The organism is Providencia sp. PROV269, assembly GCF_028477785.1.
Taxonomy (GTDB): Bacteria; Pseudomonadota; Gammaproteobacteria; order Enterobacterales; family Enterobacteriaceae; genus Providencia; species Providencia rettgeri.
On record NZ_JAMPLV010000005.1, the window covers coordinates 123,482 to 150,038 of the forward strand.

23 protein-coding genes are annotated in these 26,557 nt (G+C 41.6%); 13 read left to right on the top strand and 10 right to left on the bottom strand.

The genetic code is table 11. The features are described 5' to 3' along the window. Positions 1 to 19: 19 nt before the first annotated feature. Positions 20 to 1,366: a phosphoethanolamine transferase gene (locus PR683_RS08570; RefSeq protein ID WP_004907869.1), complete on the bottom strand. Its 1,347-nt coding sequence runs from the start codon at positions 1,364 to 1,366 to the stop codon at positions 20 to 22. 473 nt (positions 1,367 to 1,839) lie between these two features. Here PR683_RS08570 and PR683_RS08575 point away from each other — a divergent pair, with 473 nt between their 5' ends. From PR683_RS08575 to ghrB, 4 genes are read left to right on the top strand one after another with little or no spacing between them, the layout of a single operon-like run. Continuing rightward, positions 1,840 to 2,622 (top strand): sugar phosphate isomerase/epimerase family protein, encoded by a 783-nt coding sequence (locus tag PR683_RS08575; RefSeq protein ID WP_238563328.1) that lies wholly within the window; start codon positions 1,840 to 1,842, stop codon positions 2,620 to 2,622. Positions 2,623 to 2,626: 4 nt separating this feature from the next. Further along, a complete protein-coding gene (locus PR683_RS08580; protein ID WP_109912670.1) occupies positions 2,627 to 3,607 on the top strand; it encodes a sugar kinase in 981 nt (326 codons plus the stop codon). 13 nt (positions 3,608 to 3,620) lie between these two features. Then, positions 3,621 to 4,901 (top strand): MFS transporter, encoded by a 1,281-nt coding sequence (locus PR683_RS08585; protein WP_109912671.1) that lies wholly within the window; start codon positions 3,621 to 3,623, stop codon positions 4,899 to 4,901. Positions 4,902 to 4,911: 10 nt separating this feature from the next. Beyond that, a complete protein-coding gene (ghrB, locus tag PR683_RS08590) occupies positions 4,912 to 5,886 on the top strand; it encodes a glyoxylate/hydroxypyruvate reductase GhrB (RefSeq protein ID WP_115168017.1) in 975 nt (324 codons plus the stop codon). Positions 5,887 to 5,938: 52 nt separating this feature from the next. Here the strand turns inward: ghrB and PR683_RS08595 are convergent, their stop codons facing one another. The 3 genes from PR683_RS08595 to dsdC form a co-directional block, all read right to left on the bottom strand. Further along, a complete protein-coding gene (locus PR683_RS08595; protein ID WP_109912673.1) occupies positions 5,939 to 6,406 on the bottom strand; it encodes a hypothetical protein in 468 nt (155 codons plus the stop codon). 125 nt (positions 6,407 to 6,531) lie between these two features. Beyond that, a complete protein-coding gene (locus PR683_RS08600) occupies positions 6,532 to 7,572 on the bottom strand; it encodes a LacI family DNA-binding transcriptional regulator (RefSeq protein ID WP_109912674.1) in 1,041 nt (346 codons plus the stop codon). Between the two features lie 43 nt (positions 7,573 to 7,615). Then, on the bottom strand, positions 7,616 to 8,587 hold the full coding sequence (dsdC, locus tag PR683_RS08605) for a DNA-binding transcriptional regulator DsdC (RefSeq protein WP_051128906.1): 972 nt from the start codon (positions 8,585 to 8,587) through the stop codon (positions 7,616 to 7,618). A gap of 216 nt (positions 8,588 to 8,803) precedes the next feature. Between dsdC and dsdX the strand changes: the two genes are divergently transcribed. Next, positions 8,804 to 10,141, top strand: a complete 1,338-nt coding sequence (gene dsdX / locus PR683_RS08610) for a D-serine transporter DsdX (protein ID WP_109912675.1) — start codon at positions 8,804 to 8,806, stop codon at positions 10,139 to 10,141. A gap of 12 nt (positions 10,142 to 10,153) precedes the next feature. Beyond that, positions 10,154 to 11,488 (top strand): D-serine ammonia-lyase, encoded by a 1,335-nt coding sequence (locus tag PR683_RS08615; RefSeq protein ID WP_211888521.1) that lies wholly within the window; start codon positions 10,154 to 10,156, stop codon positions 11,486 to 11,488. A 69-nt stretch (positions 11,489 to 11,557) separates the two neighbouring features. Here the strand turns inward: PR683_RS08615 and PR683_RS08620 are convergent, their stop codons facing one another. From PR683_RS08620 to PR683_RS08645, 6 genes are read right to left on the bottom strand one after another with little or no spacing between them, the layout of a single operon-like run. Then, entirely contained in the window at positions 11,558 to 12,619 is a 1,062-nt protein-coding gene (locus tag PR683_RS08620) for an osmoprotectant NAGGN system M42 family peptidase (protein WP_164529200.1), read from the bottom strand. Positions 12,620 to 12,623: 4 nt separating this feature from the next. Continuing rightward, positions 12,624 to 13,394, bottom strand: coding sequence for a FadR/GntR family transcriptional regulator (locus PR683_RS08625; protein ID WP_109912678.1), 771 nt, complete (start codon positions 13,392 to 13,394; stop codon positions 12,624 to 12,626). Between the two features lie 30 nt (positions 13,395 to 13,424). Beyond that, positions 13,425 to 14,228: an ABC transporter ATP-binding protein gene (locus PR683_RS08630; RefSeq protein ID WP_196718262.1), complete on the bottom strand. Its 804-nt coding sequence runs from the start codon at positions 14,226 to 14,228 to the stop codon at positions 13,425 to 13,427. Continuing rightward, complete coding sequence (locus tag PR683_RS08635; protein WP_211888522.1) at positions 14,228 to 16,042, bottom strand: dipeptide/oligopeptide/nickel ABC transporter permease/ATP-binding protein; 1,815 nt, start codon at positions 16,040 to 16,042, stop codon at positions 14,228 to 14,230. The genes PR683_RS08630 and PR683_RS08635 overlap by 1 nt, the downstream gene beginning before the upstream one ends. After that, the gene (locus PR683_RS08640) at positions 16,039 to 16,986 is read right to left on the bottom strand and encodes an ABC transporter permease (RefSeq protein WP_004907851.1); all 948 of its coding nucleotides are present in this window, start codon (positions 16,984 to 16,986) and stop codon (positions 16,039 to 16,041) included. The genes PR683_RS08635 and PR683_RS08640 overlap by 4 nt, the downstream gene beginning before the upstream one ends. A 55-nt stretch (positions 16,987 to 17,041) precedes the next feature. Further along, positions 17,042 to 18,601: an ABC transporter substrate-binding protein gene (locus PR683_RS08645; protein ID WP_109912681.1), complete on the bottom strand. Its 1,560-nt coding sequence runs from the start codon at positions 18,599 to 18,601 to the stop codon at positions 17,042 to 17,044. Positions 18,602 to 18,764: 163 nt separating this feature from the next. On the opposite strand from PR683_RS08645, the gene PR683_RS08650 reads away from it, so the two are divergent. The 7 genes from PR683_RS08650 (at position 18,765) to PR683_RS08680 (ending at position 26,542) form a co-directional block, all read left to right on the top strand. Beyond that, positions 18,765 to 19,427 carry a DUF1028 domain-containing protein gene (locus tag PR683_RS08650; RefSeq protein WP_004907850.1) on the top strand — a complete coding sequence of 221 codons (663 nt, stop codon included), beginning with the start codon at positions 18,765 to 18,767 and terminating at the stop codon, positions 19,425 to 19,427. A 921-nt stretch (positions 19,428 to 20,348) separates the two neighbouring features. Continuing rightward, positions 20,349 to 21,767: an NAD(P)/FAD-dependent oxidoreductase gene (locus tag PR683_RS08655; protein ID WP_004907849.1), complete on the top strand. Its 1,419-nt coding sequence runs from the start codon at positions 20,349 to 20,351 to the stop codon at positions 21,765 to 21,767. Positions 21,768 to 21,890: 123 nt separating this feature from the next. Next, entirely contained in the window at positions 21,891 to 22,391 is a 501-nt protein-coding gene (locus tag PR683_RS08660; RefSeq protein ID WP_004259262.1) for a RidA family protein, read from the top strand. A gap of 242 nt (positions 22,392 to 22,633) precedes the next feature. Further along, the gene (locus PR683_RS08665; RefSeq protein WP_109912683.1) at positions 22,634 to 23,605 is read left to right on the top strand and encodes a LysR family transcriptional regulator; all 972 of its coding nucleotides are present in this window, start codon (positions 22,634 to 22,636) and stop codon (positions 23,603 to 23,605) included. A gap of 164 nt (positions 23,606 to 23,769) precedes the next feature. Next, positions 23,770 to 24,240, top strand: coding sequence for a CYTH domain-containing protein (locus PR683_RS08670; protein ID WP_109912684.1), 471 nt, complete (start codon positions 23,770 to 23,772; stop codon positions 24,238 to 24,240). Positions 24,241 to 24,250: 10 nt separating this feature from the next. Continuing rightward, positions 24,251 to 24,883, top strand: a complete 633-nt coding sequence (locus PR683_RS08675; protein ID WP_117162591.1) for a hypothetical protein — start codon at positions 24,251 to 24,253, stop codon at positions 24,881 to 24,883. A gap of 90 nt (positions 24,884 to 24,973) precedes the next feature. After that, positions 24,974 to 26,542: an SLC13 family permease gene (locus PR683_RS08680; protein ID WP_109912686.1), complete on the top strand. Its 1,569-nt coding sequence runs from the start codon at positions 24,974 to 24,976 to the stop codon at positions 26,540 to 26,542. Positions 26,543 to 26,557 lie beyond the last annotated feature (15 nt).

The following is a 26,557-nucleotide window of genomic DNA, read 5'->3' on the forward strand; positions in this document are numbered from 1 at the left end:
TGCCTTATTTTTTGACAAATTAATTGTCAGCGACGACTTGGGTATTAACTGTGGCTGGTGATAATACGGTATCCTGCGGCAGGCTATCGTACTTCACAAACTCATCCCGTGGGAAAACAAAGACATCAATATCTTTTTCAGGTGTGATAGTCTCCGCTACGATACTTTTCGCTGGGGATGTTAGGTTAGTTTCTACGCCTAACCACGACGCGAAATAATCAAATAAATTCCACTCACTTAACGTTTCATCGCGAAATTCACGTTTAGTATCATCCGAATTGATGACCACTAATGGAACTTGATATGCCCCTTTCACGAGTTGACCATGACGTAAGTATAGATTTCCTTCTTTGATATACCCTTTATACTCTGCTTCCAGTGCTTTTACGTGCTGTTTATTAGCTTTGACTAGCCCTTGCCCATGGTCAGAAAAATATAAAATGGAGAATGGGTTATCCCCATTTTTATTATTTTCTTGCAAGATACTATAAATATCACCAATAAAATCATCACTCAGTTTAATCGCTGAAACATAACAGTTCGCTATACTTCCCCAGCCCGTATCAAATTGCTCAGGGTTAATGTTGTAATTATTTTTAACGAGTTCACAAGCCCCTTTCGGCCAACCATCATGGTGAGGCCCCCACATATGAACAAAAATGACTTTTTCTTTATCGGATGGGTTATTTAACGCGGCTTTAAAGGCAGGTAACATTTTAAAATCATTGGTGAGTTTATTCACACTGTCATCAACGACAACCTTTTCTTGCACGAAAAGGTTGTCAAAACCAGGCTTGCTGTCTCTAACCGGTAAAAAATAATTCGCCTTTAGAAAATAATTTGTAAAGCCAATTTCATCATCACCAAAGCTGCCATTATTACCGATGTAATAGGTCTCATAACCCGCTTTATTGGCTAAATCAACAACCGAATTATTATTGTAATACGGCTTTTCATGGTGCTGTGTGATTGTATTTAAATCATTTTTCGCTAATGCACGCGTTAAGGTCGGTACCGTATTGGATGCTGCACTAATAAAATTATTGAAAAAACGTCCATTTACCGATGAAAGAAATGGTGTATTTTCTAATGGATAACCATAAGTATTCATATAATTTTTATTGGTACTTTCACCAATAATGACGACTTTTATCTTATATTTATCATCATTTTTTTTAGTAATTTGAATATCACTAGCCGTATTCACCCCATAGCAAAGATCTGCATTGCTTTTTGCTGCTTGGATTAACTCTGGTGTACAGGCTTTTTTATAGACTCCCGCACTTTCATTAGTATTTGCTTGAGCCCATGTAACGCTAGCTAACAGAAGCGCACTACAAAGTGCGGTTAATTTCATTACTTTCATATTCAGAACCTCATCTTCGTAACTTATTATTTTTTATGAGTTGCTGTGGTGTAGCCAGGGTAGAGTTTGTGAAATTAATGCAGTCATTGCACTAAAATTTCACACATTAATTAATATATTGAAATATTGTTTCATTGAAAGACAAAGAAGACGAAATTGAGATACCGCTAACAGTAATTAATTATGAAGAATCACGCATTTATTAGGTACATTTTCATATTGCCTGTATATAAAAAAATAATAATCAATTAGTTATGGAATATAAATGTATTGATCAGAAAGAATAATAGGCGTTACACCCATTACATCTAGAGTTGTGATAAAGATCGGCAATTAAACATTTGTCGCTATTGGGTTAGTGATATAGCTCTGATTTTGCTCTTTTGTCACTAGAAAGCACAATGGAACCGGTTCCATAATGAGTTATTCGCAATGACAAATAGGCTAATGCCCTATTCAGAGAGAGGAAAGTCATGAGCAAACACATTATTGTTGTCACCGCCGCTTATGGGGCACAAACCGTAAAACAATTAGGTGGCCAACAGGCTGTATTAGATATTATTCAAAACAGCCATGCGGATGGCGCAGAGATTCGCCAAGAACTCTTACTACCAAGCGATAATCTTTCGGATATTGCCAAAGGGTTACAATCAAGGCAGCTCACCGCCGTTTATTCCGTGCCTGACACGCTATTTCAGCAACGTAGCCCTATCGCTATCACTAAACTACAAGGCTATTTTGAAGATGCCAAACAACTTAATGCTCGCTTTTTAAAACTATCACTCGGTGAATTACCAGAAAATTATGATTTATCGGAAGTCATTAATCTTCTCAATCAATACAACACGCAGTTAGTGATCGAGAATGACCAAACCGAAGTCGGTGGCCATATTGCGCCTCTTGAACGTTTTTTTGCTGATGTAAACCACCAAAATATGCCTATAAAAATGGCGTTTGATATGGCGAACTGGTACTGGCATCGGGAAGATCCGTTAAAAGCTGCACATATTTTTGCTTCCCAAGTCGCTTACATTCACGTTAAAGCCTGCCAATTGCGTGGCTATAAACGCGTTGCTGTAGCACTTGATGACAGCGACGGCACATGGAAAGAAGTACTCAACCTTCTACCAGATGACGCTCCTTGTGGTATCGAGTTTCCGCTCGAAGGGCATGATTTACACGCAGTCACTGAATACTATGTTTCTCTATTAAAGAACTTCTCTGTTAAAAGCTCTCTCAGTGAAAGGGGAAATTAATTTAATGAAAAATCAATTAGATGTAGTTACTCTTGGCGAAGCCATGATGATGTTCGTCGCCACGCAAACAGGGAAATTGCATGAGGTCGAAAACTTTGTTCGTCGTGCTGCAGGAGCAGAGCTCAACGTTGCTGTTGGCCTTTCACGCCTTGGGTTAAGAACAGGATGGATAAGCCGCTTAGGTAATGACTCTTTCGGGCGTTTTATTCAAGCCACATTGGATAATGAACATGTGGATACTCAATGTGTTACGGTAGACTCTCATTACCCAACAGGCTTTCAACTTAAATCTAAAGCTGAAAATGGAACCGATCCCATCGTGGAGTATTTCCGTCAAGGCTCTGCGGCAAGCCATTTAGATTTAACCGATTTTAATGAAAATTATTTCTTATCCGCACGCCATTTGCATTTAAGTGGTGTGGCAGCCGCGCTTTCACCCACCAGCTACCAACTGTCACTGTATGCCGCGAAATGGATGCGAAATGCAGGTAAAACACTATCATTTGACCCAAACTTGCGCCCTTCTCTATGGAAGAGTGAAACAGAAATGGTGAAACAGCTCAACCAACTCGCGTTTCAAGCTAATTGGGTTTTACCTGGCTTAAAAGAAGGCAAAATTCTGACAGGCTTCGACCAACCCGAGTCTATTGCTGATTTTTATCTCGCTCACGGTGTTGAAGCCGTTGTGATTAAAACCGGAGAACACGGCGCATATTATAAAACAGCGGATAACCAGCAGGGCATATCTCCTGCCGTTCATGTTAAACACGTCATTGATACCGTTGGAGCTGGCGATGGCTTTGCCGTTGGCGTCATTAGCGCCTTACTTGAAGGCTTAACATTACCGCAAGCTGTTGCAAGAGGTAATTTTGTTGGAGCAAGAGCCATTCAAGTTATAGGTGATAGTGAAGGTTTACCAACCCAAGCGCAACTGCAGCATGAAATGGCATTACTCTACGCAGCCACCACTAAAGCGGTATGTTAAAAGGAAATCGATTATGACAATGAATACTCCAGCAATGTCACGTTGGTGGCGCATCATGCCAATCGTGTTTATCACCTATAGCCTTGCCTATTTGGATAGAGCAAACTACAGCTTTGCCGCCGCCGCAGGTATCAATGCCGACTTAGGTATTACCAAAGGGATGTCGTCGCTACTCGGCTCATTATTTTTCCTTGGCTATTTCTTTTTCCAAATACCTGGCGCTATTTACGCGGAAAAGCGCAGTGTCCGCAAACTGATTTTTGCCTGTATTTTTCTCTGGGGAATTTTTGCTAGCCTAACAGGGATGGTCAGCAATATTCCGATGTTGGTAATTATTCGCTTTAGCCTTGGAGTCGTTGAGGCCGCAGTCATGCCTGCGATGCTTATCTATATCAGTAACTGGTTTACTCAGTCAGAACGGTCACGCGCCAACACCTTTTTAATTTTAGGCAACCCAGTTACAGTGCTGTGGATGTCTGTGCTATCCGGTTACCTCATTCAGGCATTCGGTTGGCGGGAAATGTTTATCATTGAAGGGGTTCCTGCGATTTTGTGGGCTTTTTTCTGGTGGAGAACTGCACGTGATAAACCCAGCCAAGTGAGCTGGCTCAGCCAGACTGAAAAAGAGACATTAGATAAAATTCTTAGTGACGAACAAAAAAATATCAAGCCTGTTCGCAATTACCGCGAAGCTTTTAAGTCTCGTAATGTGATTTTACTATGCGCTCAATATTTTTGTTGGAGCATTGGGGTGTATGGTTTTGTACTGTGGTTGCCATCTATTATTCGTGGGGCATCCAACCTTGGAATGGTAGAAACAGGCTGGCTTTCTGCCGTGCCTTACCTTGCTGCAACCTTAGCCATGATCCTCGTGTCATGGGCATCTGACCGTATGCATAACCGTAAACTATTCGTTTGGCCAATGCTTTTGCTTGGGGCGGTTTGTTTCCTCGGCTCATATCTGCTCGGTAGCACGAATTTCTGGTTCTCTTATACCTTATTGGTGATTGCAGGCGCTGCAATGTACGCTCCGTACGGGCCCTTCTTCGCTATCATTCCTGAAATGTTGCCAAAGAACGTTGCAGGTGGTGCAATGGCATTAATCAATAGTATGGGCGCATTAGGTTCATTCTTTGGTTCATGGTTTGTTGGCTATTTAAATGGGGCGACCGGTAGCCCAAGTGCTTCGTATATGTTTATGGGGCTCGCACTATTAGCCTCGGTCTTCTTTACCTTAATTGTCAAACCAAGCCAAGAACAAAATAGTGATGCGGTCATCACGAAACATGCTTAAAAGGGATACTATGAAACAGAACATTATTTTATATAAATCCATTCCCGCGGATCAACTTGAGCGGCTACAACAGCACTTTAATGTCACTGCATTTGACAGCATTACACCTGAGAATCTCGCTAACTTTAAACAAGCGTTATCCAGCGCTGACGGCATTATCGGGGCCAGTTATCCTATTACCGCGGGTGACATTGCCAATGCCCCAAATTTGAAAGCGGCATCGACCATTTCCGTTGGTATCGACCAATTTGATATTGATGCAATGAATACCAGAAAGATCGCCTTGATGCATACGCCTAATGTATTAACCGAAACAACTGCGGATACCATTTTTACGTTAGTGCTTTGCAGTGCACGCCGCATTATCGAAATGGCTGAAATGGTAAAAAATGGCCAATGGACAAAAAGCATTGGTGAAGATGCATACGGCAGTAATGTGAATGGTAAAACTATCGGCATTTTAGGTATGGGACGCATTGGCTATGCCGTTGCCAAACGCGCTCATTTAGGCTTCGGAATGCCGGTTCTCTATTACAATAACCATACCCATCCTGATGCAGAAAACCAACTTAACGCACGCCGTTGTGACCTCGATACGTTGCTGGCAGAATCTGATTTTGTCTGTGTCGTGCTGCCATTATCAGCATCAACCGAAAAGTTGATCGGTAAAAATGAGTTGGCAAAAATGAAACCCAGTGCATTTTTGATCAACGGTTCAAGAGGCCGGATCGTTGATGAAGCCGCGCTGATCGACGCATTAGAAAGAGGCACAATTCAAGGTGCAGGTTTAGATGTGTTTGAAGTTGAACCCCTTCCCTGCAACTCTAAACTACTCACGCTACCTAATGTGGTCGCACTGCCGCATATCGGTTCTGCGACCCATGAGACCCGCTATGCGATGGTAGAATGTGCCGTCGATAACTTGATTGCAGCCTTAAATGGCGATCTGAGCAAGAACTGTGTAAATCCTGAAATTAGGAAATAGCAGAAATACTATCGAGCCCTAATCATATAAATTAGGGCTTTTAAATAAAGAGTTAGTGGCTATGGGTACTGCCCTGACGAGCAAAATTTGTTCGCTCGCACTCCGTCAGAAACTGGATAGAATTAAGTTTACTGGTTGACGGCGCTAAATAATATAATCCGATGGTTTTTTGGCTGGGTGAGTAAATCTCCAACATGCCATTGACATCAGAATAAAAATCACCTTTGTTGATCACAACATTAAAATCTTTTATTTTCTCAACACGTTGCTGCTCTGTGCTTTTCACTAGCGGATAACTCATATACTCATAGCCAACAAAATCAACAACATTAATTTGATTATTATTGAAAAAGATTTGAACTTTACTGGCACCGGTGGGGAAGAAAAACTTACCATTACGCTCTATCGTGATGTGATTATAACTTTGGTCAACTTGGCAGGTATATTCTTTAACCTGACTTCTGGTGCTACACCCCGCTAAAATAAGGCTAGCTAGCAATAATATCCCTATCTTTTTCATATGTTCCCTACACTCTCAAAATGGTTATAACGTAATCTACATGCCAATATACCTGCAATACACCTTAAGCTAAATTGAAAAATGGTAACCAAATCTTAAGAGCCGAACAATTTAGCGTTCAAAAGCTACAATGTCGTTGATTTACGGATCAGCAATTCCCCATTAAATAAGTATTGCATTGGAGGTTTATCCGGGTTTTCCAGTTTTTCTAATAAGCACTCCACCGCCTTGTGCCCCATTTCCGCTGTCGGTTGAGACACCGAGGTCACCCCTTGCCCAGCTAATGCAGCCCATTCGAGGTTATCGAAACTTAAAAAGCCAATATCTGTCCCCCAGCGTAACCCTTGTTTATTCATGACATACGCCAGCTGCAAGGTCAGTACGCCATTGGCGGCGACAATCACTTTACGCATACCACGATGTGCAGTACAAAAATCAGCAACGATGGCTTCTAATTTTGCCGGATCAGGCAAGGTGACTTCATGAAATTCGCTTTGAATATGTTGATGATTCTGCGATAACGCTTGGAATGTCTGTAAGCGCTCTTGGCGTGCACTGTTATACACAATAGGCTCAGTAACGAAGCAAATCGCTTCGAACCCTTGTTCAACCAGATGATTAAAGGCCATTTGTGCGGATGCGGGGTTATCTAATCCAACCATATCGCTGGGAAAATTGTCGATTTTTCTATCTAATAAGACAAAAGGCAGGGTGGTTTCTTTCAGTACGTCAATAAATTGTTCGTTAACACCCGCTGAATTTATGATAAGCCCATCCACGCGGTAACCTTTTAACAGTTGAATAAATTGGCATTCACGTTCAATGCTGTTATCCGCATTGCAAACGACGGTCATAAAACCTTGTTTGATTGACTCGGCTTCCACCCCTTTTAGCACTTCAACAGAGAATGGATTACCGATATCGGCAATAATCAAACCGATCAAGCCTGTCCGCCCATGTTTCAAGCTACGCGCCATTTGGTTTGGCCGATAGTTTAATTCACGAATAGCGCTTTCAATACGTTGACGCAAATTATCTGAAAGCAAATGAAATTCACCATTCAAATAACGTGAGATACTGGTTTTCCCTGCCTGAGCTTTGGCAGCGACATCTTTGATCGTGGCAACTTTTTGCGTTTTCGGGGCCATAGCTTTCGGTTTTTCCATTCTCTAAAAACATCACCAAGTGGTTATCTTACTCGAATAAGTGTCATTTTACTTGCGGTATTGCGTTAACTTGCTGTTTTAGCCATTGAATAAATATATCTGCCTTTGGGTTTCGTTTTTCATTCAACATGGCAAAATAATAGCGTTGTTGGCACTTCAGCGAAATATCGCCAAATGGCATCACCAGTTCTTGTCGCTTCAGCCGTTTTTCAACCAATTGTTTACGCCCCATTGCCACACCGGCATGGTTCATTGCGGCAACAATCGCTAAATCGGAACGATCAAAGCACAGGTTGCGACGATGTGGAAACAGTGCCAACTGGTAATGCTCACTCCACGCTTTCCATTCATCATAATCGGAGTTGCTACTCCATGCCTGACGGTCATGTAATAAAGTGCAATTTTTTAGTTGATGAATATTATTAAGTAAATCATATTGCTGCGCGTATTGCGGGCTACAAACAGGCACAATAGATTCAGTCATCAAATCCTCACAATACAGATTAGATCTTGTCATATCATCATAATAAATAGCAATATCAATACCATACCCACGAAAATTAACATCATCGTTTCCCGTTAAGAGATTCAACTGAATTGAGGGGTATTGATTAGCAAAATCTGCAATTTTGGGGATTAACCAGCACTGAGCGATAGATGGCCGTGAATACACCGTCAGTTCACCCGAGATTTCTTGGTTTTTGATATCAATGATTTCTTGGTTAATATCATCCAAATTTTTACGTAGAGCCCAGTAAATTCGTTCCCCGTCAGAGGTTAGCTCAATACGCCGATGAAAACGCTCAAATAATTTAAACCCCAATTCCCCTTCTAACATGTTAATTCGGTGACTAACTGCACTTGGTGTTAACGAAAGTTCCTGCGCCGCTAAGGCAAAAGAAAGATGCCGTGCTGCTGCTTCAAAGGTATGCAAGCGCGATAGTTGATAACTTGATAGCCGTTTATTCCATTGAATAAATCCAGATTGCTCAAATTGATTGAAATTTGCCGACACAATGCCCCCAATAAAAACCATGATGCCTAATAATCCCTACAATACCCATTTTAAGATGAATTTAGGTGTCCCAAAGACTCTAAAATCCAATTTACATGACTAATATCACAGCCTTGGGTTAATTTAGTTCATCTAAACTGCATGTTTCATCGTTTGTCACCTCTGAATATTTATTATCCAATAGAAGAACAACAACAAGATGATCAGAGGTAGGATATGGACTCTACAATGTGGATGATTGGTACTTTAGTTATCAGTATTTTACTAATCATCGTTTCAATTATTAAGTTTAAGTTTCACCCTTTTTTAGCACTTTTACTCGCCAGCTTCTTTGTCGGTATCTCCATGCAAATGAACCCATTAGAGATGGTCAGCGCCATCGAAAATGGCATTGGGGGTACACTTGGGTTTTTAGCCGCTATTATCGGTTTGGGGACTATACTCGGTAAAATGATGGAAATCTCCGGTGCAGCAGAGCGCATTGGGGTGACATTACAAAAGAGCCGTTGGTTAACGCCTGACGTTACCATGGTGCTGATTGGCTTAATCTGCGGTATTACGCTGTTTGTTGAGGTGGGCGTTGTCCTGCTAATCCCATTAGCTTTTTCTATTGCGAAAAAAACCAATACCTCGTTATTAAAACTGGCTATCCCATTATGTACCGCACTGATGGCGGTACACTGTATTGTACCACCACACCCTGCGGCTCTCTTTGTCACAAATGAATTAGGTGCTGACATTGGTACAGTGATTGTGGCAGGGCTCGCAGTAGGCTTAGTCGCGTCATTAGTGGGTGGGCCGCTGTTCCTTAAGTTCTTAGGTGACCGCTTACCATTTAAAACGGTGCCAGAAGCCTTCTCTGACCTCGAAGTACGAGAAGAGAAAGATTTACCGTCTCTCGGTGCCACACTGTTTACCGTTTTACTGCCAATTATCCTCATGTTGATCAAAACAGCCGCTGATTTAAACATGAGCAAAGATAACCAGTTATTTACCTTTTTACAGTTTATTGGTAACCCAATAACCGCTATGTTTATTGCCGCTTTTGTCGCTTATTACATGTTAGGGATCCGACGTAATATGGGAATGAGCGTATTACTCAGCAAAACCGAAGAGAGTTTTAGCTCAATCGCTAATATTTTATTGATTATCGGTGCGGGAGGGGCATTTAACGGTATCTTAAAAGGCAGTGGGCTGAGTGACTCCTTAGCGATGGTGCTATCGGGTATTGATATGCACCCAATCTTACTGGCCTGGCTAGTGGCAATCATCCTGCATGCCGCAGTCGGTTCTGCCACTGTTGCGATGATGGGCGCAACTGCGATTGTGGCTCCGCTAATGCCAATGTACCCGCATATTAGCCCAGAAATCATGACATTAGCCATTGGTTCAGGCGCAATTGGTTGCACTATCGTCACTGACTCGCTGTTCTGGTTAGTCAAACAGTACTGTAATGCCACTTTAGCCGAAACATTCCGTTTTTACAGTGTCGCCACGTTGATTGCATCTTTCGTCGCGCTGGCAGGGACTTTTGCACTTTCATTTGTGATTTAAAAGAGAGTAATTATGACTCAGATAAATGTTGATAAGTTAATTGCTGACTACCCTTTAGTTCAGGACTTAATCGATTTAAAGCAAATTGCGTGGTTCAACCCAAATGTCACGACGACACAAGCGGGTTTGCCTTATGTCGGGCTAACCATTGAAGATGTGCAAGATGCAGAAGCGCGCTTAAATCGCTTTGCGCCTTATTTGACGAAAGCGTTTCCAGAAACTCAAGCAACACAAGGAATTATCGAATCTGAAGTTATCGATATTCCAAACATGCAAGCCGCGCTGGAAAAACGTTATCAAACGCCAATCGCGGGAAAAATGTTACTGAAAAAAGATAGTCACCTGCCAATTTCGGGGTCAATTAAAGCCCGAGGGGGGATCTATGAAGTACTCACTCATGCGGAAAAACTTGCCTTAGCCGCCGGTATTTTATCGACAGATAATAATTACGAAATTTTATTCTCTGAACAATTTCGCCAATTCTTTAGCCAATACCGTATTGCAGTCGGTTCAACCGGTAACCTTGGTATGTCCATCGGCATTATGAGCGCTAAACTCGGCTTTAGCGTCAGCGTGCATATGTCCGCTGATGCCAGACAGTGGAAAAAAGACAAATTGCGTTCACATGGTGTGAATGTGGTGGAATATGAGCAAGATTACAGCATCGCAGTTGAGCAAGGCCGTAAAGAAGCCGAAAAAGATCCTAACTGCTTTTTTATTGATGATGAAAACTCAACCACCCTGTTTCTCGGCTATGCTGTCGCAGGCCTTCGTCTAAAAAGACAATTTTTAGAGCAAGGGATTACTGTGGATAACGACCACCCGCTATTTGTCTATTTACCTTGTGGTGTCGGCGGTGGCCCCGGTGGTGTCGCTTTCGGGTTAAAACTGGCCTTTGGTGATGCCGTCCATTGCTTATTTGCCGAACCAACGCACTCGCCTTGTATGCTGCTAGGAGTGCATACTGGCCTACATGATGGTGTGTCAGTCCAAGAAATTGGTATTGATAATATCACCGCCGCAGACGGGCTGGCAGTTGGCCGTGCATCCGGTTTTGTGGGGCGTGCAATGGAGCGGCTTATTGATGGTTATTGCACCATTGACGATAGCGAAATGTATAACCTGTTAGGTTTACTCAACCAAACTGAGTCGATTAAATTAGAACCGTCAGCCTTGGCAGGTATGACTGGCTGCGTACATGTCACGCAAAACACGGGTTATTTGCAATCCAAATCCCTCACGCCGACGAAACTGGCCAACGCAACACATCTTGTATGGGCAACGGGGGGCGGTATGGTGCCTGTGAATGAGATGCAAAAATATTTATCACAAGCCAACCTAAGTTAACAATTAATGTATTCAACGCCCTCTTCGCGTTCAATGAGAAGAGGGCTTTTTAGTATCAACCACACCTTATTAGCTTTGTAATAATTGCCCCGGTAATGGCACTAAATCACTTTCAATATAACGTCTCACTAAGGTCGCGAGCGCCACTAACGAGTCCAAATGAGTCCTTTCCCAGCCGTGGGAGCTGTCTAGTGCGAAACACGCTAAAGCCGCACGAATATCCCATCCGGCATCAATGGCCGCAGCACTATCAGAACGATAATGTTTAAATGTATCGCGGACGTGAGGAATATCATACTGCTGGCATAATTGCAGCAAATGTCGTGTAATTGCCAAATCAAACGGGCCGGTTCTGTCACGAAAGGCTAAAGTCAATGCGTCATCTCGTGTGGTTTGATCTGGGGCAGAAACTGAGTTATCAATCGCTAGCAATTCTTGAACTTGCGGACCAAAACCGTGTGTTCCGCCAATTCCGACCTCTTCTGAAATTGTGAATATCATTTGGCAAGGTACCGCAGGCACAACGCCATCATCCACCAGTGATTTTAATGCGGCTAACATCACCGCACATCCAGCCTTATCATCCAAATGACGCGATACAATAAAGCCGTTATCAATAAATTCGGGTTGTGCATCAACCGCAACAATATCACCGACATTTAAGCCATGGGATTGTAAATCAGCGAAATTATAACAAGGGGCATCAAGGCGAATTTCTAAATTATCCCAATCCGCAATTTGAGTATCAACTTCAGTATTAAAGCGATGCCCAGACGCTTTTAATGGCAAAATAGTGCCGCGATATTGGTGATTGTCACTAAATACCGTCACCCTTGCACCTTCCGCAAAGCGTGCTGCCCATGTGCCTGTATTACGCAGTGCCAAGCGCCCATTTGGTTTGAGTTGTGTCACCATCGCCCCAAGCGTATCAAGGTGTGCGGCTAATGCACGTTTAGGTTCTTCAGAGCCAAGCGTAATATATAGCACTCCACGGCGTGTATATTTCGGAGTGAATCCCAACTCAGTCAACCATTGATGTGTCCGCGCAACGGCTTGTTCAGTCATCCCAACCGGGCTAGGCGTACATAACAATGTTTTTAATACAGAGGTCAGATATGCTTTATCTATCATTACGTTACCTATCTTCACTTAAAAAACGTTCTTGCAATGTGGCTTGTAGCGCTAACATAGCTTTTTCTGCGTAGGCCATGTGTGCTTCCATCACCGATTGAACCTTCTCGGCGTCTTTACGGCGTAAAGCCTCGATTAATTGATATTGGTATTCAATACCTTGGCGCCTGTCGACGGGCTCAGGTTTTAAATAAATGTCCTTACAAACCGCTAAATCTTTGAGTAAACGCTGTAAAAAGTGGCAAATAAACACTAATAAAACGTTATCGGAATAGCTGGCAACCACCGCATGAAAATCCAGTTCTGCCATCCGTTGCTGCCAGCGTTCGTTTTCATCTGCGGGTTCATGGTCATAAATGGCGATGGTATCGTATAGCTTCTGGATACCGTCATTATCGATGTTGTCAATCGCACTAACCGCAACCACCGGTTCTAGTAATTTACGTAACGTATAAATATCTTTGATTGATATATCCCGCGTAAACAAATAGTTCGATAACAAACTCATTGCTCGCGATTCAGTCATGGAATCAATAAACGCACCACCACCCGGCCCGGTTTTCGTTTTAATTAACCCTTGAACTTCGAGTGATTTCAGTGCTTCTCGCACAGTACTTTTGCTGGCGTTGTAATGTTCAATAAGTTCTTTTTCTTGTGGCAAACGGTCACCGGGTATGAGGTTATCGGCCATGATAGTTTCTTTTATTGCATTGACGATTTCATCAGTCCGCTTAATACGTACTGGTTCTATCGTTGTCGGCTTATTGGTGCTCATATTAGGTTCTCAACTGGTTTAAATAAGTTTCTAAGCGACTGAATCAACACGAATACGAGGGGCACTAGCCAATAAATTTCGCGTATATTCATGCTCCGGTGCGGCAAATAAGCTGCGGGTATCTCGACATTCTAGCAAATCCCCTAAATAGAGTACGGCGACTCGATCTGCTATTGATTCCACTACCGCTAAATCGTGACTAATAAATAAATAGGATAACGAAAACTGTTGTTTAAGTTGTTCTAGTAACAACAAAACTTGCGCTTGTACCGAAACATCCAACGCACTAACCGGCTCATCTAGTACTAATATTCGTGCATCTGCGGCTAAAGCTCTCGCAATGGCTAACCGCTGTGCTTGCCCTCCCGAAAACTCATGGGGATAACAAGCTAAAGCATCGATTGGCATATTGACGGCCTCAAGTAATTCCGCCAGCCGAGCCGCTCTTTGTGATGAGTTCATGTGTTTTAAATATTTCAACGGAACAGACAAAGTTTCTCCAACGGTTTTTCGCGGGTTCAAAGATGCGACAGGGTCTTGAAAAACATACTGAATGGCTTGCCCAAAAGCTCGCGCACCTTGCTGCTGCCACTCTGCACGAGTTTGTCCTAAGACAGTAATATCTCCTGAGGTCTCGCGGTCCAAGCCAACTAAAATACGTGCTAACGTACTTTTTCCTGAGCCACTCTCCCCAACCACCGCCAGAGTTTCACCTTCATAAAGTGATAAAGAAATATTTTTTAATGCATGAACTTGGCGCCCTCGAGGGTGAAATAGGCTTCTTGGCTGCCCGAAGGTTTTCACTAACTGATTAACCTCAATCACTTTTTTCATTAAACCTCCTGTGCCGATGTCAAATCATTACTATCGGGCTGATGACCATAGAGTTGTTGGACTTGTTTTAAAAACCCACGTCCTTCCCCTAACTTAGGTACACTGGCGATCAGACGTTGTGTATAAGGATGCTGAGGCTGCCGTAATACCGTTTGCGTATCACCGGTTTCGACTATCTCACCTTGCTGCATCACCGCAACACGGTCGCAAATTTGGTTAATGACCGCAAAATCATGGGTAATAAATAAGAGCGCAACACCGCGATCACGGCGTAGCTGGTCAAGTAATTCTAGAATTCGCGCTTGTACTGTGACATCTAATGCGGTGGTCGGCTCATCAGCAATAATCAACACGGGGTCATTAGCCAGAGCCATTGCGATCCCTACCCGCTGGCGCTGTCCGCCCGAAAGCTCATGGGGATAGGCATCGAAACGTTCTCGCGCATCTGGGATCCCGACGCTGTCCAACAATTCAATGGCTTTGTTTTTCGCCTCATAGAGTGACAAAGATTGGTGAGCGGTGATGGCCTCACGTAATTGCACACCGATGGTAAACTGGGGATGGAGCGTCGTCAGTGGGTCTTGGAAAATATATGAAACCTTCGCACCGCGACGGCGCTGCATAACAGATAGCGGCAATGACAGCATTTCTTCGTGTTCCACATAAATTCCCCCCGCCGTAATCAATGCCGGAGGTGATGCGAGCAGCCCCATCACAGATAAAGCGGTGACACTCTTACCAGAGCCGCTTTCCCCAATTAACCCTAGACACTCCCCCGCCCCAACAGTAAAACTGATCCCTTTTACAGTTGAACGTAATTGATTTCCTTGGCAAAAAGCAACCGACAAATCTTTGACTTCTAATACCGCTTGTTCACCTCCCGTTTTCGCAGGAATATTAACTCTATCGGTTTGTGTCATTGGTTGTGATCGCTGTAAGGCTCCCGATTTTAACCGGGGATCAAGAATGTCACGCACGCCATCCCCTAGCAGGTTAAAACTAATCACAATAAGAAAGATCATAATACCGGGTACCAATGCCACATGAGGAGCGACAAACATCTGTGCGCGCCCTTGCCCTAACATTGAACCTAAGTCTGCATTAGGTGGCTGAGTACCTAGCCCTAAAAATGACAAACCTGCCGTCTCTAAAATCATCCAACCGATGGTCGTTGACATAGTAACCACAATGATTGGCAAGACATTCGGTAACACTTCCGTTAATAGGACTTGTAAATGGTTTTTACCTGACAACCTAGCTGCTTGAATAAAATCCCTATCGCGTAAACCCACTGTTAATCCACGAATATTCCTAGCAAAAAAGGGAATATTCACTAATGCGATCGCATATAACGCATTGAGTAACCCTGGCCCAAGTACCGCGACAATGGCTAATGCCAATAGAATGTATGGAAATGCCATTAGCATATCAATACAACGCATCAATAATGTATCGGTGCGATGGCCGACATACCCAGCCACTAAACCAATCAGGGTGCCGAATATTGCAGCGATTAGTGTTGCTGAAATACCGACTAATAGAGACACTCGCGTTCCCCACAGCAATCGAGATAAAATATCTCGCCCTAAATGGTCAGTACCTAATAAATGACCAGACGAAAAAGCGGGAAGTAGCCGATTAACTAAATCAGTTTCATCAGGATTAGCAAGGGGGAGCCAAGGCGCTAAGAATGCCAAGAGCATAATGATAGATAAAGTAAATAGCCCCAAAGTTGCTAGGCGGTTCGCTAGCAGTAACGAGCCGACCGATTGGCGATGACGATGCTGAATAACAGGGGTCACAGATTGGCTCATGATTTCAACCTCGGGTCTAATATGGCTTGCGCAACATCCGCAAGTAAATTGATAAAGACATAGGACGCCGCGGCAATCAATACGCCCCCTTGGACTAAAAACAAATCACGAGTTGCCACAGCCTTCACCAACATGGCGCCTAGCCCCGGCCATTGAAAAACGGTTTCAATATATACCGCCCCACCAAAAACAAAGCCCGCTTGGATACCAATGACGGGAATGACGGAAACTAATGCCATACGAAATGCATGGCGGAAAATCACTTTGCGCTCACTTAAGCCTTTTGCCCTTGCGGTGCGAATAAAATCAAGTCGCAGTACTTCTAACATTGCTGTGCGCGTCAAACGTGCTATCACCCCTGTCGCAACCAATGAAAGCGTCACAGCAGGTAAAACAAGGTGATGCAATAAATCGCTCAGGCCACCGCCTTGCCAAATATCGTACATTCCAGATGCCGGAAACCATTGTAATTGAACAGAAAAAAGCATAATCATCAATAAACCAATCCAAAAAGATGGCATTGAGATACCCAATAAAACGGCGAGTGTAATAAATCGGTCACTCCAACTAAATTGACGAATGGCAGAAAGAACCCCGGCCAATAGCCCTAAAATTGAGCTGAGTAACAGCGCACTTCCGCCCAAAATTAATGTGGCTGAAAATCGCTCTAAAACCTCATCAACAACAGGTCGGTTAAGGACAAATGAGCGGCCAAAATCTCCCGAAATCAAATTATTCATCCAAATAAAATATTGCTGATATAACGGCTTATCCAACCCAAGCTCTGTTTTTACTCTAGCCACATTTTCAGGAGTCGCCCAAGGGCCAAGCAGTGCTTGAGCTGGCTCTCCAGGGATCATTGCCATGATAAAAAAGACAATTAACGTCAAACCAATCAGTATGGGTATGGTCGCTAAAATGCGTTTCAAACAGTATAACCACATAGTTTTTCCCCATAAAATCAAATAATTAATTGAATAGCTAACTCACATTAATTAATCAATCTTTACGAACGTCTTTAAGTAATAAGTTAAAATTAGGCTGCAATTTGAAATGCTTAACATGCTCATTAGCGACCGCATTTTGCTTCCAGTTCGCCACAAACAACCAAGGTGCATCTTGATGAACAATTTTTTGAACTTGTCGATATAACTGAGCGCGCTCCTCAAGGTTATTTGTGACCCGCGCTTTATCTAACAATTCATCCAGTTGCTTGTTACTGTAATAACCGGAGTTAAATCCGCCTTTATCCGGCCAAGAAGCGCTATGCAAGGTTAAAAAAGGTAAGGTATCTGGGTCATTCGTCATCCACGCCATTTCGGCCATATGCGCTTGTTTGAGGCCTGCATTGACCTTGGATAAGTAGGTATTCCACTCAAAGGTTTGAATTTCGACAGCTAAACCAACCGCTTTTAGGTCAGCTTGAATAGCAGTAGCCATAGGAATCGGGTCTAACATTCCTGAGCCCCCTTCGGTGACATAAAAAATAATTTTTTGCCCTTGTGCCCCCGCTTCTGCTATCAATTGGCGAGCTTTTTCAGGGTCATAAGGGTAAGCGTTGGTTTCTTCATCAAATGCCCAATCGAAAGCTGATGGAATCGGACCTTGTGCGACGCCTGCGGAGTCCTGAAGAATATATTTCACAATATTTTCTTTATTTACCGCGTAGTTAACTGCTTGCCTTACACGCACATCATCAAACGGTGGCTGAGACGCATTAAGCATGGCATACCAAACATGAGGTCCTACAGCTTCATAAACATGGAAGCGGTTGTCATTAACAAATAACGGGACATTATCAGCAGGGACTTCAACCATGGCATCAATCCCCCCTGATAACATTTCGGCTACCCGGGTATTGGCGTCAGTAATAGGCCGAAAAACAACATGTTGTAAGCTGGGTTTACCATCCCAATAGTCTTCATTAGCGGATATGACAACCCTTTGGTTTGCCGTCCATTCATCAAATTTAAAGGGGCCTGTTCCGCTGGGATGGCGACTAAAGTCTTTGTCATATTGCTTTACTGCTGCGGGTGAAACAATCAGCCCTGCGGGTGTGGCTAAGTTTGATAAAAACGGGGCAAACGGTTCTTTTAAGGTAAAAACCACAGTCTTGTCATTCGGGGTTGTAATCTTGTCTATCGCAGAGAAAAAAAACGATAATGGGAATGGCCCAGTATGGTAATACGGGTGCTGGTTATCCAACATTCGTTCAAACGTGAATTTGACTGCATCCGCGTTGAAGGGGCTGCCATCATGGAACTTTATATTCTCACGCAAGTGGAAAGTGTATGTGAGGCCATCATCACTAATAGACCATGATTGGGCTAAAGCAGGTTCAAGCGTTAATGTGCCATCAGCATTACGAACTAACCCTTCGTACAAGTTAACCAAAATTCGGGAATCATTCGCAGCGGTTGCAACTTGCGGGTCTAATGACTGCGGCTCTGCAACTTGCCCTAATAACAAAACATTCGGGTGGTTCACCGCCAATGTCGGTAGCGAAATAAAGCATAAAAGCCAAAAACTGGCTATCCACCTACATAAACGCATATTCATTCGCTCCTCCCCGAGTACTGACATTGCCATATGATTGTGAAGTGTGATTTGTGTCAATTTTGTTAATAATTTTATCTTTTTCTTTATTTATGATGATAAATTATATTTCAAGCAAGAATTTATAATGATAAATTTGATCAAGGTCTAATTTATGAGGTGCAAAATGACATTTTCAATTGTGGCGCGCTGCCCATTGACAGGAAAAATAGGTGCAGCGACGGCAACAGGTGGTCCTGCGGTTGGAGCATTAGTCTTACATGGTAAAAGCCAAACGGGAGCCATCGCCACTCAAGCAATGACAAACCCAATTGCAGGCTTAACCGGTATTGAATATTTGCAGCAAGGCCATAATGCAAATAACAGCTTAGACTATCTTGTAACGCAAGATATTGAGCGGAAGCAACGGCAGCTGATTATTCTTGATAATCATGGAGGTACAGCTGATTGGACCGGCCAAAATTGCTTACCTTGGTGCGGAAGTTTATCGGAGCCTAACTTAGCCATTGCTGGAAATATGTTAGTTGGAGAGCAAGTCCTGAATGCCATTTATCAGAGCTACCATAACAACTCACATCAAGCTCTGGCTGATCGATTACTCATCGCCATGCAAGCAGGTGCAGATAAAGGTGGTGACTACAGAGGGATCCGTTCCGCTGCATTAAAAGTATGGAATAACCGACAATATCCAGATATCGATATTCGCAGTGACTGGTCAGAAGCACCGCTATCAGCGCTTTCCATCATTCTTCAACAGGTTCGTTCCGAAGATTATGCTGATTTTTTTGCACAAATTCCTACAGGAAATGAATATATCACTCGTAATTGATGCTATTTAGGTGTGTATCGACTAATAATGTAAAATAATTTAATGATATACACCCTGAAACAAAATGGTTAATAAATCATTTTATTATTAACTCAATGAATAATTATGTATTTTTTTATTATTCTTAATTCTTTCATTCATCCAAAAAAACTATTTTATAATATATTCTTAATAATTGATTTCTATCTTGCAGCATCTTAATCATTTGCTGCACAGTAGTGGAAACCAAAGTCTCTAATTATTTAGCTATAATACTCAAAGTAATCAAAGTGACTGGTTTTTCGTAATCTACAAATGCACTTTGTTAATTTATCAAGATTATTAACCTTAATAACAATTAGGTTATTACCCTCACTCAGTTACTACGCTAAAAAATAGATGAAAACAAAATAATCATAATTATCAATAAATTAAAAAACACCACCTAGATGTATAAAATACATACAAATAAGTGAGTATTTTTAAATCAATATGAATTATATTGCTCTGACTCTACGTATAATTAATAATCAAACGAACAAAAAATAACTCATTTATTTCATTTAAAACATATTTTTTATATTCACTCCCCCCTTTAGCATTTAAGGGATATTCAGCACTTTCTTCTGTGATGAAATATTCATCCCTTATTTTGGTTTCACTCTTAATAACACTATTTAAGCGAAATATTTATATTTACACCTGTACACTTTTCATGACAGTTAGTTATAAAAAATAATAAATCATAAATTAGAAAAACAGCATAATCTCCGACAAACCCTTTACAACACTGACAATATCAATTTACTTTCGCGAATCATTCACCCAACTTTATTAACAAATGCTACCCATACTTAATAATTATGAAATATATGATAAGATCATAATCTCAATTTGAAATTATTTACTATATAAAAAACAAGATTGTTATTGAGGTTATAGATGAAAATCTCGAGAAGAAAGCTATTATTAGGGGTTGGTGCTGCTGGTGTTTTAGCAGGGGGTGCTGCGGTTGTTCCTATGATCAATCGTGAAGGTCGTTTTGAATCGACTAAATCACGTGTACCAGCTGTTGCTGGCACAGAAGGCAAATTACCAGAGTCTGCAGATGCAGTCATCATCGGTGCCGGCCTTCAAGGGATCATGACTGCAATTAACCTTGCTGAAAAAGGTCTTAATGTTGTTATCTGTGAAAAAGGTGTTGTCGGTGGTGAGCAATCAGGCCGTGCATATAGCCAAATTATCAGTTATAAGACTTCCCCAGCTATTTTCCCTTTACACCATTACGGAAAAATTCAATGGCTTGGCATGAACGAAAAAATCGGTGCTGATACCAGCTACCGTGTTCAAGGCCGTGTTGAAGTACCTTCAAGCGAAGAAGATTTAGAAATTTCAAGAGCCTGGATTAAATCTGCATCTGAAAACCCAGGTTTCGATACACCTTTACGTACCCGTATGATTGAAGGAACTGAACTGGCGAATCGTCTGGTTGATGCACAAACTCCATGGAAAATCGGTGGATTTGAAGAAGACTCAGGTAGCCTTGACCCTGAAGTTGTCACACCAACCATGGCAAACTACGCAAAATCAATCGGTATTCGCATCTACACCAATTGCGCAGTACGTGGTATTGAAACGGCGGGCGGCAAAATTTCTGATGTTGTCACAGAAAAAGGTGCAATCAAAACTTCTCGTGTTGTTCTGACGGGCGGTATTTGGTCGCGTCTGTTCATGGGTAACTTAGGCATTGATGTTCCAACACTGAACGTTTACCTATCACAACAGCGTATTACTGGCGTACCAGGCGCACCAAAAGGTAACGTCCACTTACCTAACGGTATTCACTTCCGTGAACAAGCTGATGGTACCTACGCCGTTGCGCCACGTATCTTTACTAGCTCTATCGTAAAAGACAGCTTCCTGTTAGGACCAAGATTCCTACACGTATTAGGCGGCGGGGAATTACCATTAGAGTTCTCTCTTGGTAAAGATTTATTCAACTCCTTCATGATGGCAACGTCTTGGAACTTAGACGAGAAAACACCTTTTGAAGAGTTCCGTACCGCAACTAATACACCAAACAACGAACACTTAGATGGCGTTCTGGAAAGACTGAGAAAAGAATTCCCAGTATTTAAAGAGTCTAAAGTGGTTGAACGTTGGGGTGGTACCGTTGCACCAACAGATGATGAAATTCCAATTATTTCAACAATCGAGCAGTATCCAGGACTAGTCATCAACACCGCCACAGGCTGGGGTATGACGGAAAGCCCTGCATCTGGTCGATTAACGGCAGAATTGTTAATGGGCGAAACACCATTTATCGATCCTACGCCGTATAAACTTTCCCGTTTTAGCTAAAAAACAGGAAAAAAAGCGATTTTTACTGTGGATCTATTAGCGAATAGTTTAAAGTTACATGAAAGTTTAATTTTTGATAAAACTAATAGATCCTATTTACTTTGATAATGTTAAGGAGTTTACATGCGCTATAAAACTTTATTGCTTTCTCTGCCTTTGATTTTAGGTGTAGCAAGTGCGAATGCAGCCGATGATGTTAAACGCGTTCCAGTGAAAGGATTCCCTATCTCTGAATCAGTAGAAATCAACGCGGGCAACCTCATTTTCCTAAGCGGAAAAGTTCCTTCTAAAATCTCTGCTGACGCAAAAGAAGGCGTTTTAGAGTCTTATGGTAATACCGAAGCACAAACAATCAACGTATTAAAACAAATCCAAGCTAACCTCGAAGGTATGGGCTTGACGATGAATGACGTTGTTAAAATGCAAGTATTCTTAGTTGGTGGTGAAGAAACTCAAGGTACTATGGACTTCGCTGGCTTTATGGCTGGTTACAACAAGTTCTATGAGTCTGAGAAAATTACTAATCTGCCAGCTCGTTCTACCTTCCAAGTCGCTAAACTGGCTAACCCAGCTTGGAGAGTAGAAATCGAAGTGACAGCGGTACGCCCTGCTGCAAAAAAATAAGTTCTTCTAACGAAGAATAATCAATAATGGGGCATAATCATTATGCCCCATTATATTTCCCCCTAATAACCCTATTCCATTCTTTTTTTGATACATTACTTCACGCTACCGCTATTATTTATCCCCCTATCCTCTGTGCGGTCACAAATTATCACTCCTTTTCTGTGCAACCGTTTCACACCTACTTATAATTTCAAAGAACGGATCAGGGCTGAAAAATATGACATCGCGGGTAAACAAAAATGACTCACAATACTGTCAGTCGAATGAATTTAGACCATCTTAAAACTTTTCATTACGTGGCTAAAAGTGGTAGCTTTACTCAAGCAGCACATATTTTATTTTTGAGCCAACCAGCTGTTAGCCAACAAATCCAAGGTTTAGAAAATTCTCTACGGGTTGCTTTATTTGATCGTTCCCGAAAAAAAATCACCTTAACCAGTGAAGGAAAAGTACTCTATAGCTATACCAAAAGGTTATTTTCATTATTTGATGAGATAGAGCATGTCTTTCAAGATTTAAATTTATTACAAACTGGAACGCTAACAATTGCAGCAACTGCTGTTATGGGCAGTTATTATTTGCCAGATATCCTAAAACAATTTAATACTCGCTATCCGCTGATTCATATAAAAATAAAAATTGGCAATTCACAGCAAGTGATGGATTGGGTAGCAGAACAAGAGGCAGAAATTGGTTTAGCAGGCCGAGTCCCTATTGTACCGAATGTAAACCAAGTATTCTTACACCGGGAGCCCTATATCGCCGTTGTCGGTCCCAATTCTCCACTTCTACAACTTCAGCGTCCATTAACAATAGAAGAGTTCACAAACGCTTCTCTCGTGATGAGGGAAAAGGGAACACGCACTCGTGCTAAAATTGAAGATTGGCTAAAAGCACATATTGCACTCCATGATTCCCCTCCCCCTATTATTACTGTCACTAATTTAGAGGCGACAAAAAGATTAGTCGCAAGTGGTTTTGGGATTACCGCGTTGCCTTATTTAAGTGTTATCGATGATATTAGTGTTGGAAAATTGATCCAGCTACAAATTAATGCCTTTGATGTTGATGCAGATTATTATTTAACTTATCAAACTAATCGTTCGCTTTCCGCAGCTGCTTTTCAATTTATTATGCTATTACGCGAAATATCTGACGAAATATCATTAAATAGTGATATAGCGCAACTTATTCATACCGAAAATATCTAAATCGCATCAATTATACAACAGATAAGCAACTATAATATTTACTTATATTACGCATACAACTTGCTGATTTTTGGTTCCTCTATGAATGTGCAAAGATGGTTTTAAATAAAATGCATGGTTAATAATAAAAATTAACCACTTTGTTCTTCTCAGGAGTAATCATAATGGCTAAAGAAATTGAACGTAAATTTTTAGTATCGGGTGATTCATGGAGAGAGTTAGCCAATGGTGTTCGTTACACCCAAGGTTATTTAAATAGCCAGAAAGAACGTACCGTTAGAATAAGAACTATCGATGATAAAGCCTTCTTAACAATTAAAGGAATTACCGTCGGTATTACTCGAACTGAATATGAATATGAAATTCCCCATGCTGATTGTGTTGCTATGCTGACGCAATTAGCAGAACAACCCATTATCGACAAGAAACGTTATAAAATCCCCTTCGATGGCTTAATTTGGGAGGTAGATGAATTTTTTGGTGTTAACGAAGGGTTAATTGTTGCTGAAGTCGAACTTAGCGATGAAAACCAATCCTTTAAAAAACCCGAATGGGTAGGCGACGAAATATCTTCAGACCCCAAATATTTTAATTCTAATCTTGTTGCTAATCCTTATACCACATGGAAAAAATAAGGGGAATTTTATGAATACATTAACTAAAAATATTGCGATATCAGAAGAAGATGCAAGTAAAATAGTACCTAGAGCAGAATTTAGAATATTTGGACATGACCTTATTAACGAAATAGAAACTAAAATTTGGGATGTCAAAGCAACCTTATACGCTGCGCGAAAAATGCCAATAGAAACCTATTTTTTATCTGAAAAAACGAATGATGCCAATGTAAAAGTACGTGATGGATTATTAGATATTAAAGTTAAAGTTGGTGAAACAAAAGAGGGCTATGAAATATTCCAACCGAGAGGCAAATTCCAATTTCCAGTAAAAAAAGAAGAATTAAATATTATTTTATCTCACCTTGAAGTTGATATTCCTCTCGATAAAGACAGCTATGAAATTGAGGAATTCAAAGCTATTGTGCGCCAACACCCTTGTCTCAATGCAGTCACCGTTGAAAAAATGCGCTATGGCTTTATGGTCGATGGCATTATTTGTGAGTTTGCACGCGTTTGGTTCAATGGGGCACTAATGGAAACCGCTTGTTGTGAAAGTGAAGATTACGAAAAAATGCAAGCCGTCGTTAATGCCTTAGGTATCAACAAATTACCTAATACAAATTATTTGAAAGCCGCCAAGCGTGTTGTTGGCATGTAACTCTTTTATGTAATGCATATCGTTGTTCATCTATATGGGTCGAGTCAAATAACACCGACCCTTGAATGATAATAATAAAAGGAGATATGTATGTCAGCAAATAGTAAGCCAAGCTTTGACCCACTTGATATGCGTAATTATTCATTAGAAAAATTCCGTGATATCAAAGCTGGCGCACTAATGCAAAATCTCAAACTCATTGGTGTACCTTTAGCTATTCTCTCATTTCTATTTTTCGAATTACAATGGTGTGGGACAATCGATGTATTTGAAGCACAAACAAAAGTTCCCGCAGCTCATTGCTATAGTGCAATGGGGATTTTTGTTGCTTCACTGATTTTATGGCTCACTGAAGCTATTCCAAATTATCTCACGTCATTAATTGTCGTTGTTGTCGTTATCATTACTGGTGTGATGAAAATGCGCCCTGCCTTCGCGATGCTGGGTGAACCCGTCATGATTCTAAATATTGCCAGCTTTATCCTAGCGAGCGCATTAGTTACGACAGGTTTGGCAAAACGTATTTCACTCATGCTAGTACTCAAAACTAAAAATCATTTAACCATGTTATTCCTATGCTTTGTGGCATTAAACTTGATTTTTGGTGCATTTATTAGTGCAACCTCGGCAAAAACGGCACTACTGCTGCCATTATTTATGGTGATTTCGGCTATCTACGGTGCCACTGGTGGTGCTCAGCGTAACAATGTTGGCCGTAATATGGTGCTCCTTAACTTACTGGCGAATAATGTCTCCGCTAGCGCATTCTTAACAGGTTCTGCGGCCAATTTATTAGCGGCAGCAATGCTAGAAAAAGCAGGTGCATTAGTCACTTATCAAGATTGGTTTATTGCACTATTCCCATTGGCTGTCATTCAATGTTTAGTCGCATGGTGGACTGGGACTCGGTTTATTTTTAGGATTACAGATGAAGAAAAAACACCGAAACTCGAAGGTGGCATGGACCGCTTACGCTCGGAATATAATGCATTAGGTAAAGTCAAAATCAGTGAAATTAAAGCAGGGGTCGTATTTATTCTTGTTTTACTATTATGGTCCACGGGTAAATGGACAGGCTTACGAGCTGAAGTTGTCGCATTAGCAGGTGCTTGTATTGTCCTGATGCCCTCTTTTTCACGGCTGCCAGCAATGGGTGTCATGAAATGGAATGATGCTGATATTCCATGGCACATGTTAATGTTTAGTTTTGGTGCTTACGTATTAGGCGGTATGATGGACCAGACGGATATTGTCGGCCTTTATGTCCACAAAGCCTTTGACCATTGGAACATAGACCCTCAAGGTGCTGGAAAACTGCTTGTTTTCGCTGTATTAAGCGCAGTATTTGCACTCACCACATTGATTAGTGAAAGTAAAACAGCACGTACAATTATTTTATTCCCTATTATTATTGCCATTGCTCAACGATATAACTGGGATTTAGTTGGCTTCTGTTTACCAATGGCGTTTATGATTAATCAGGTTTATGTTCTCTATTTTAACTCTAAGCCTGCTAATATCAGTTATTTGACTGACCAATATTCAACCGGTGACTCATTTAAATATGGTATGATTCAACTCATTCTTATCTGGATACTACTAATACTATGGACACATTACATTATGCCACTCATGGGATTTAATAGTTATCTTTGGTAAAGATAGAATATTGGC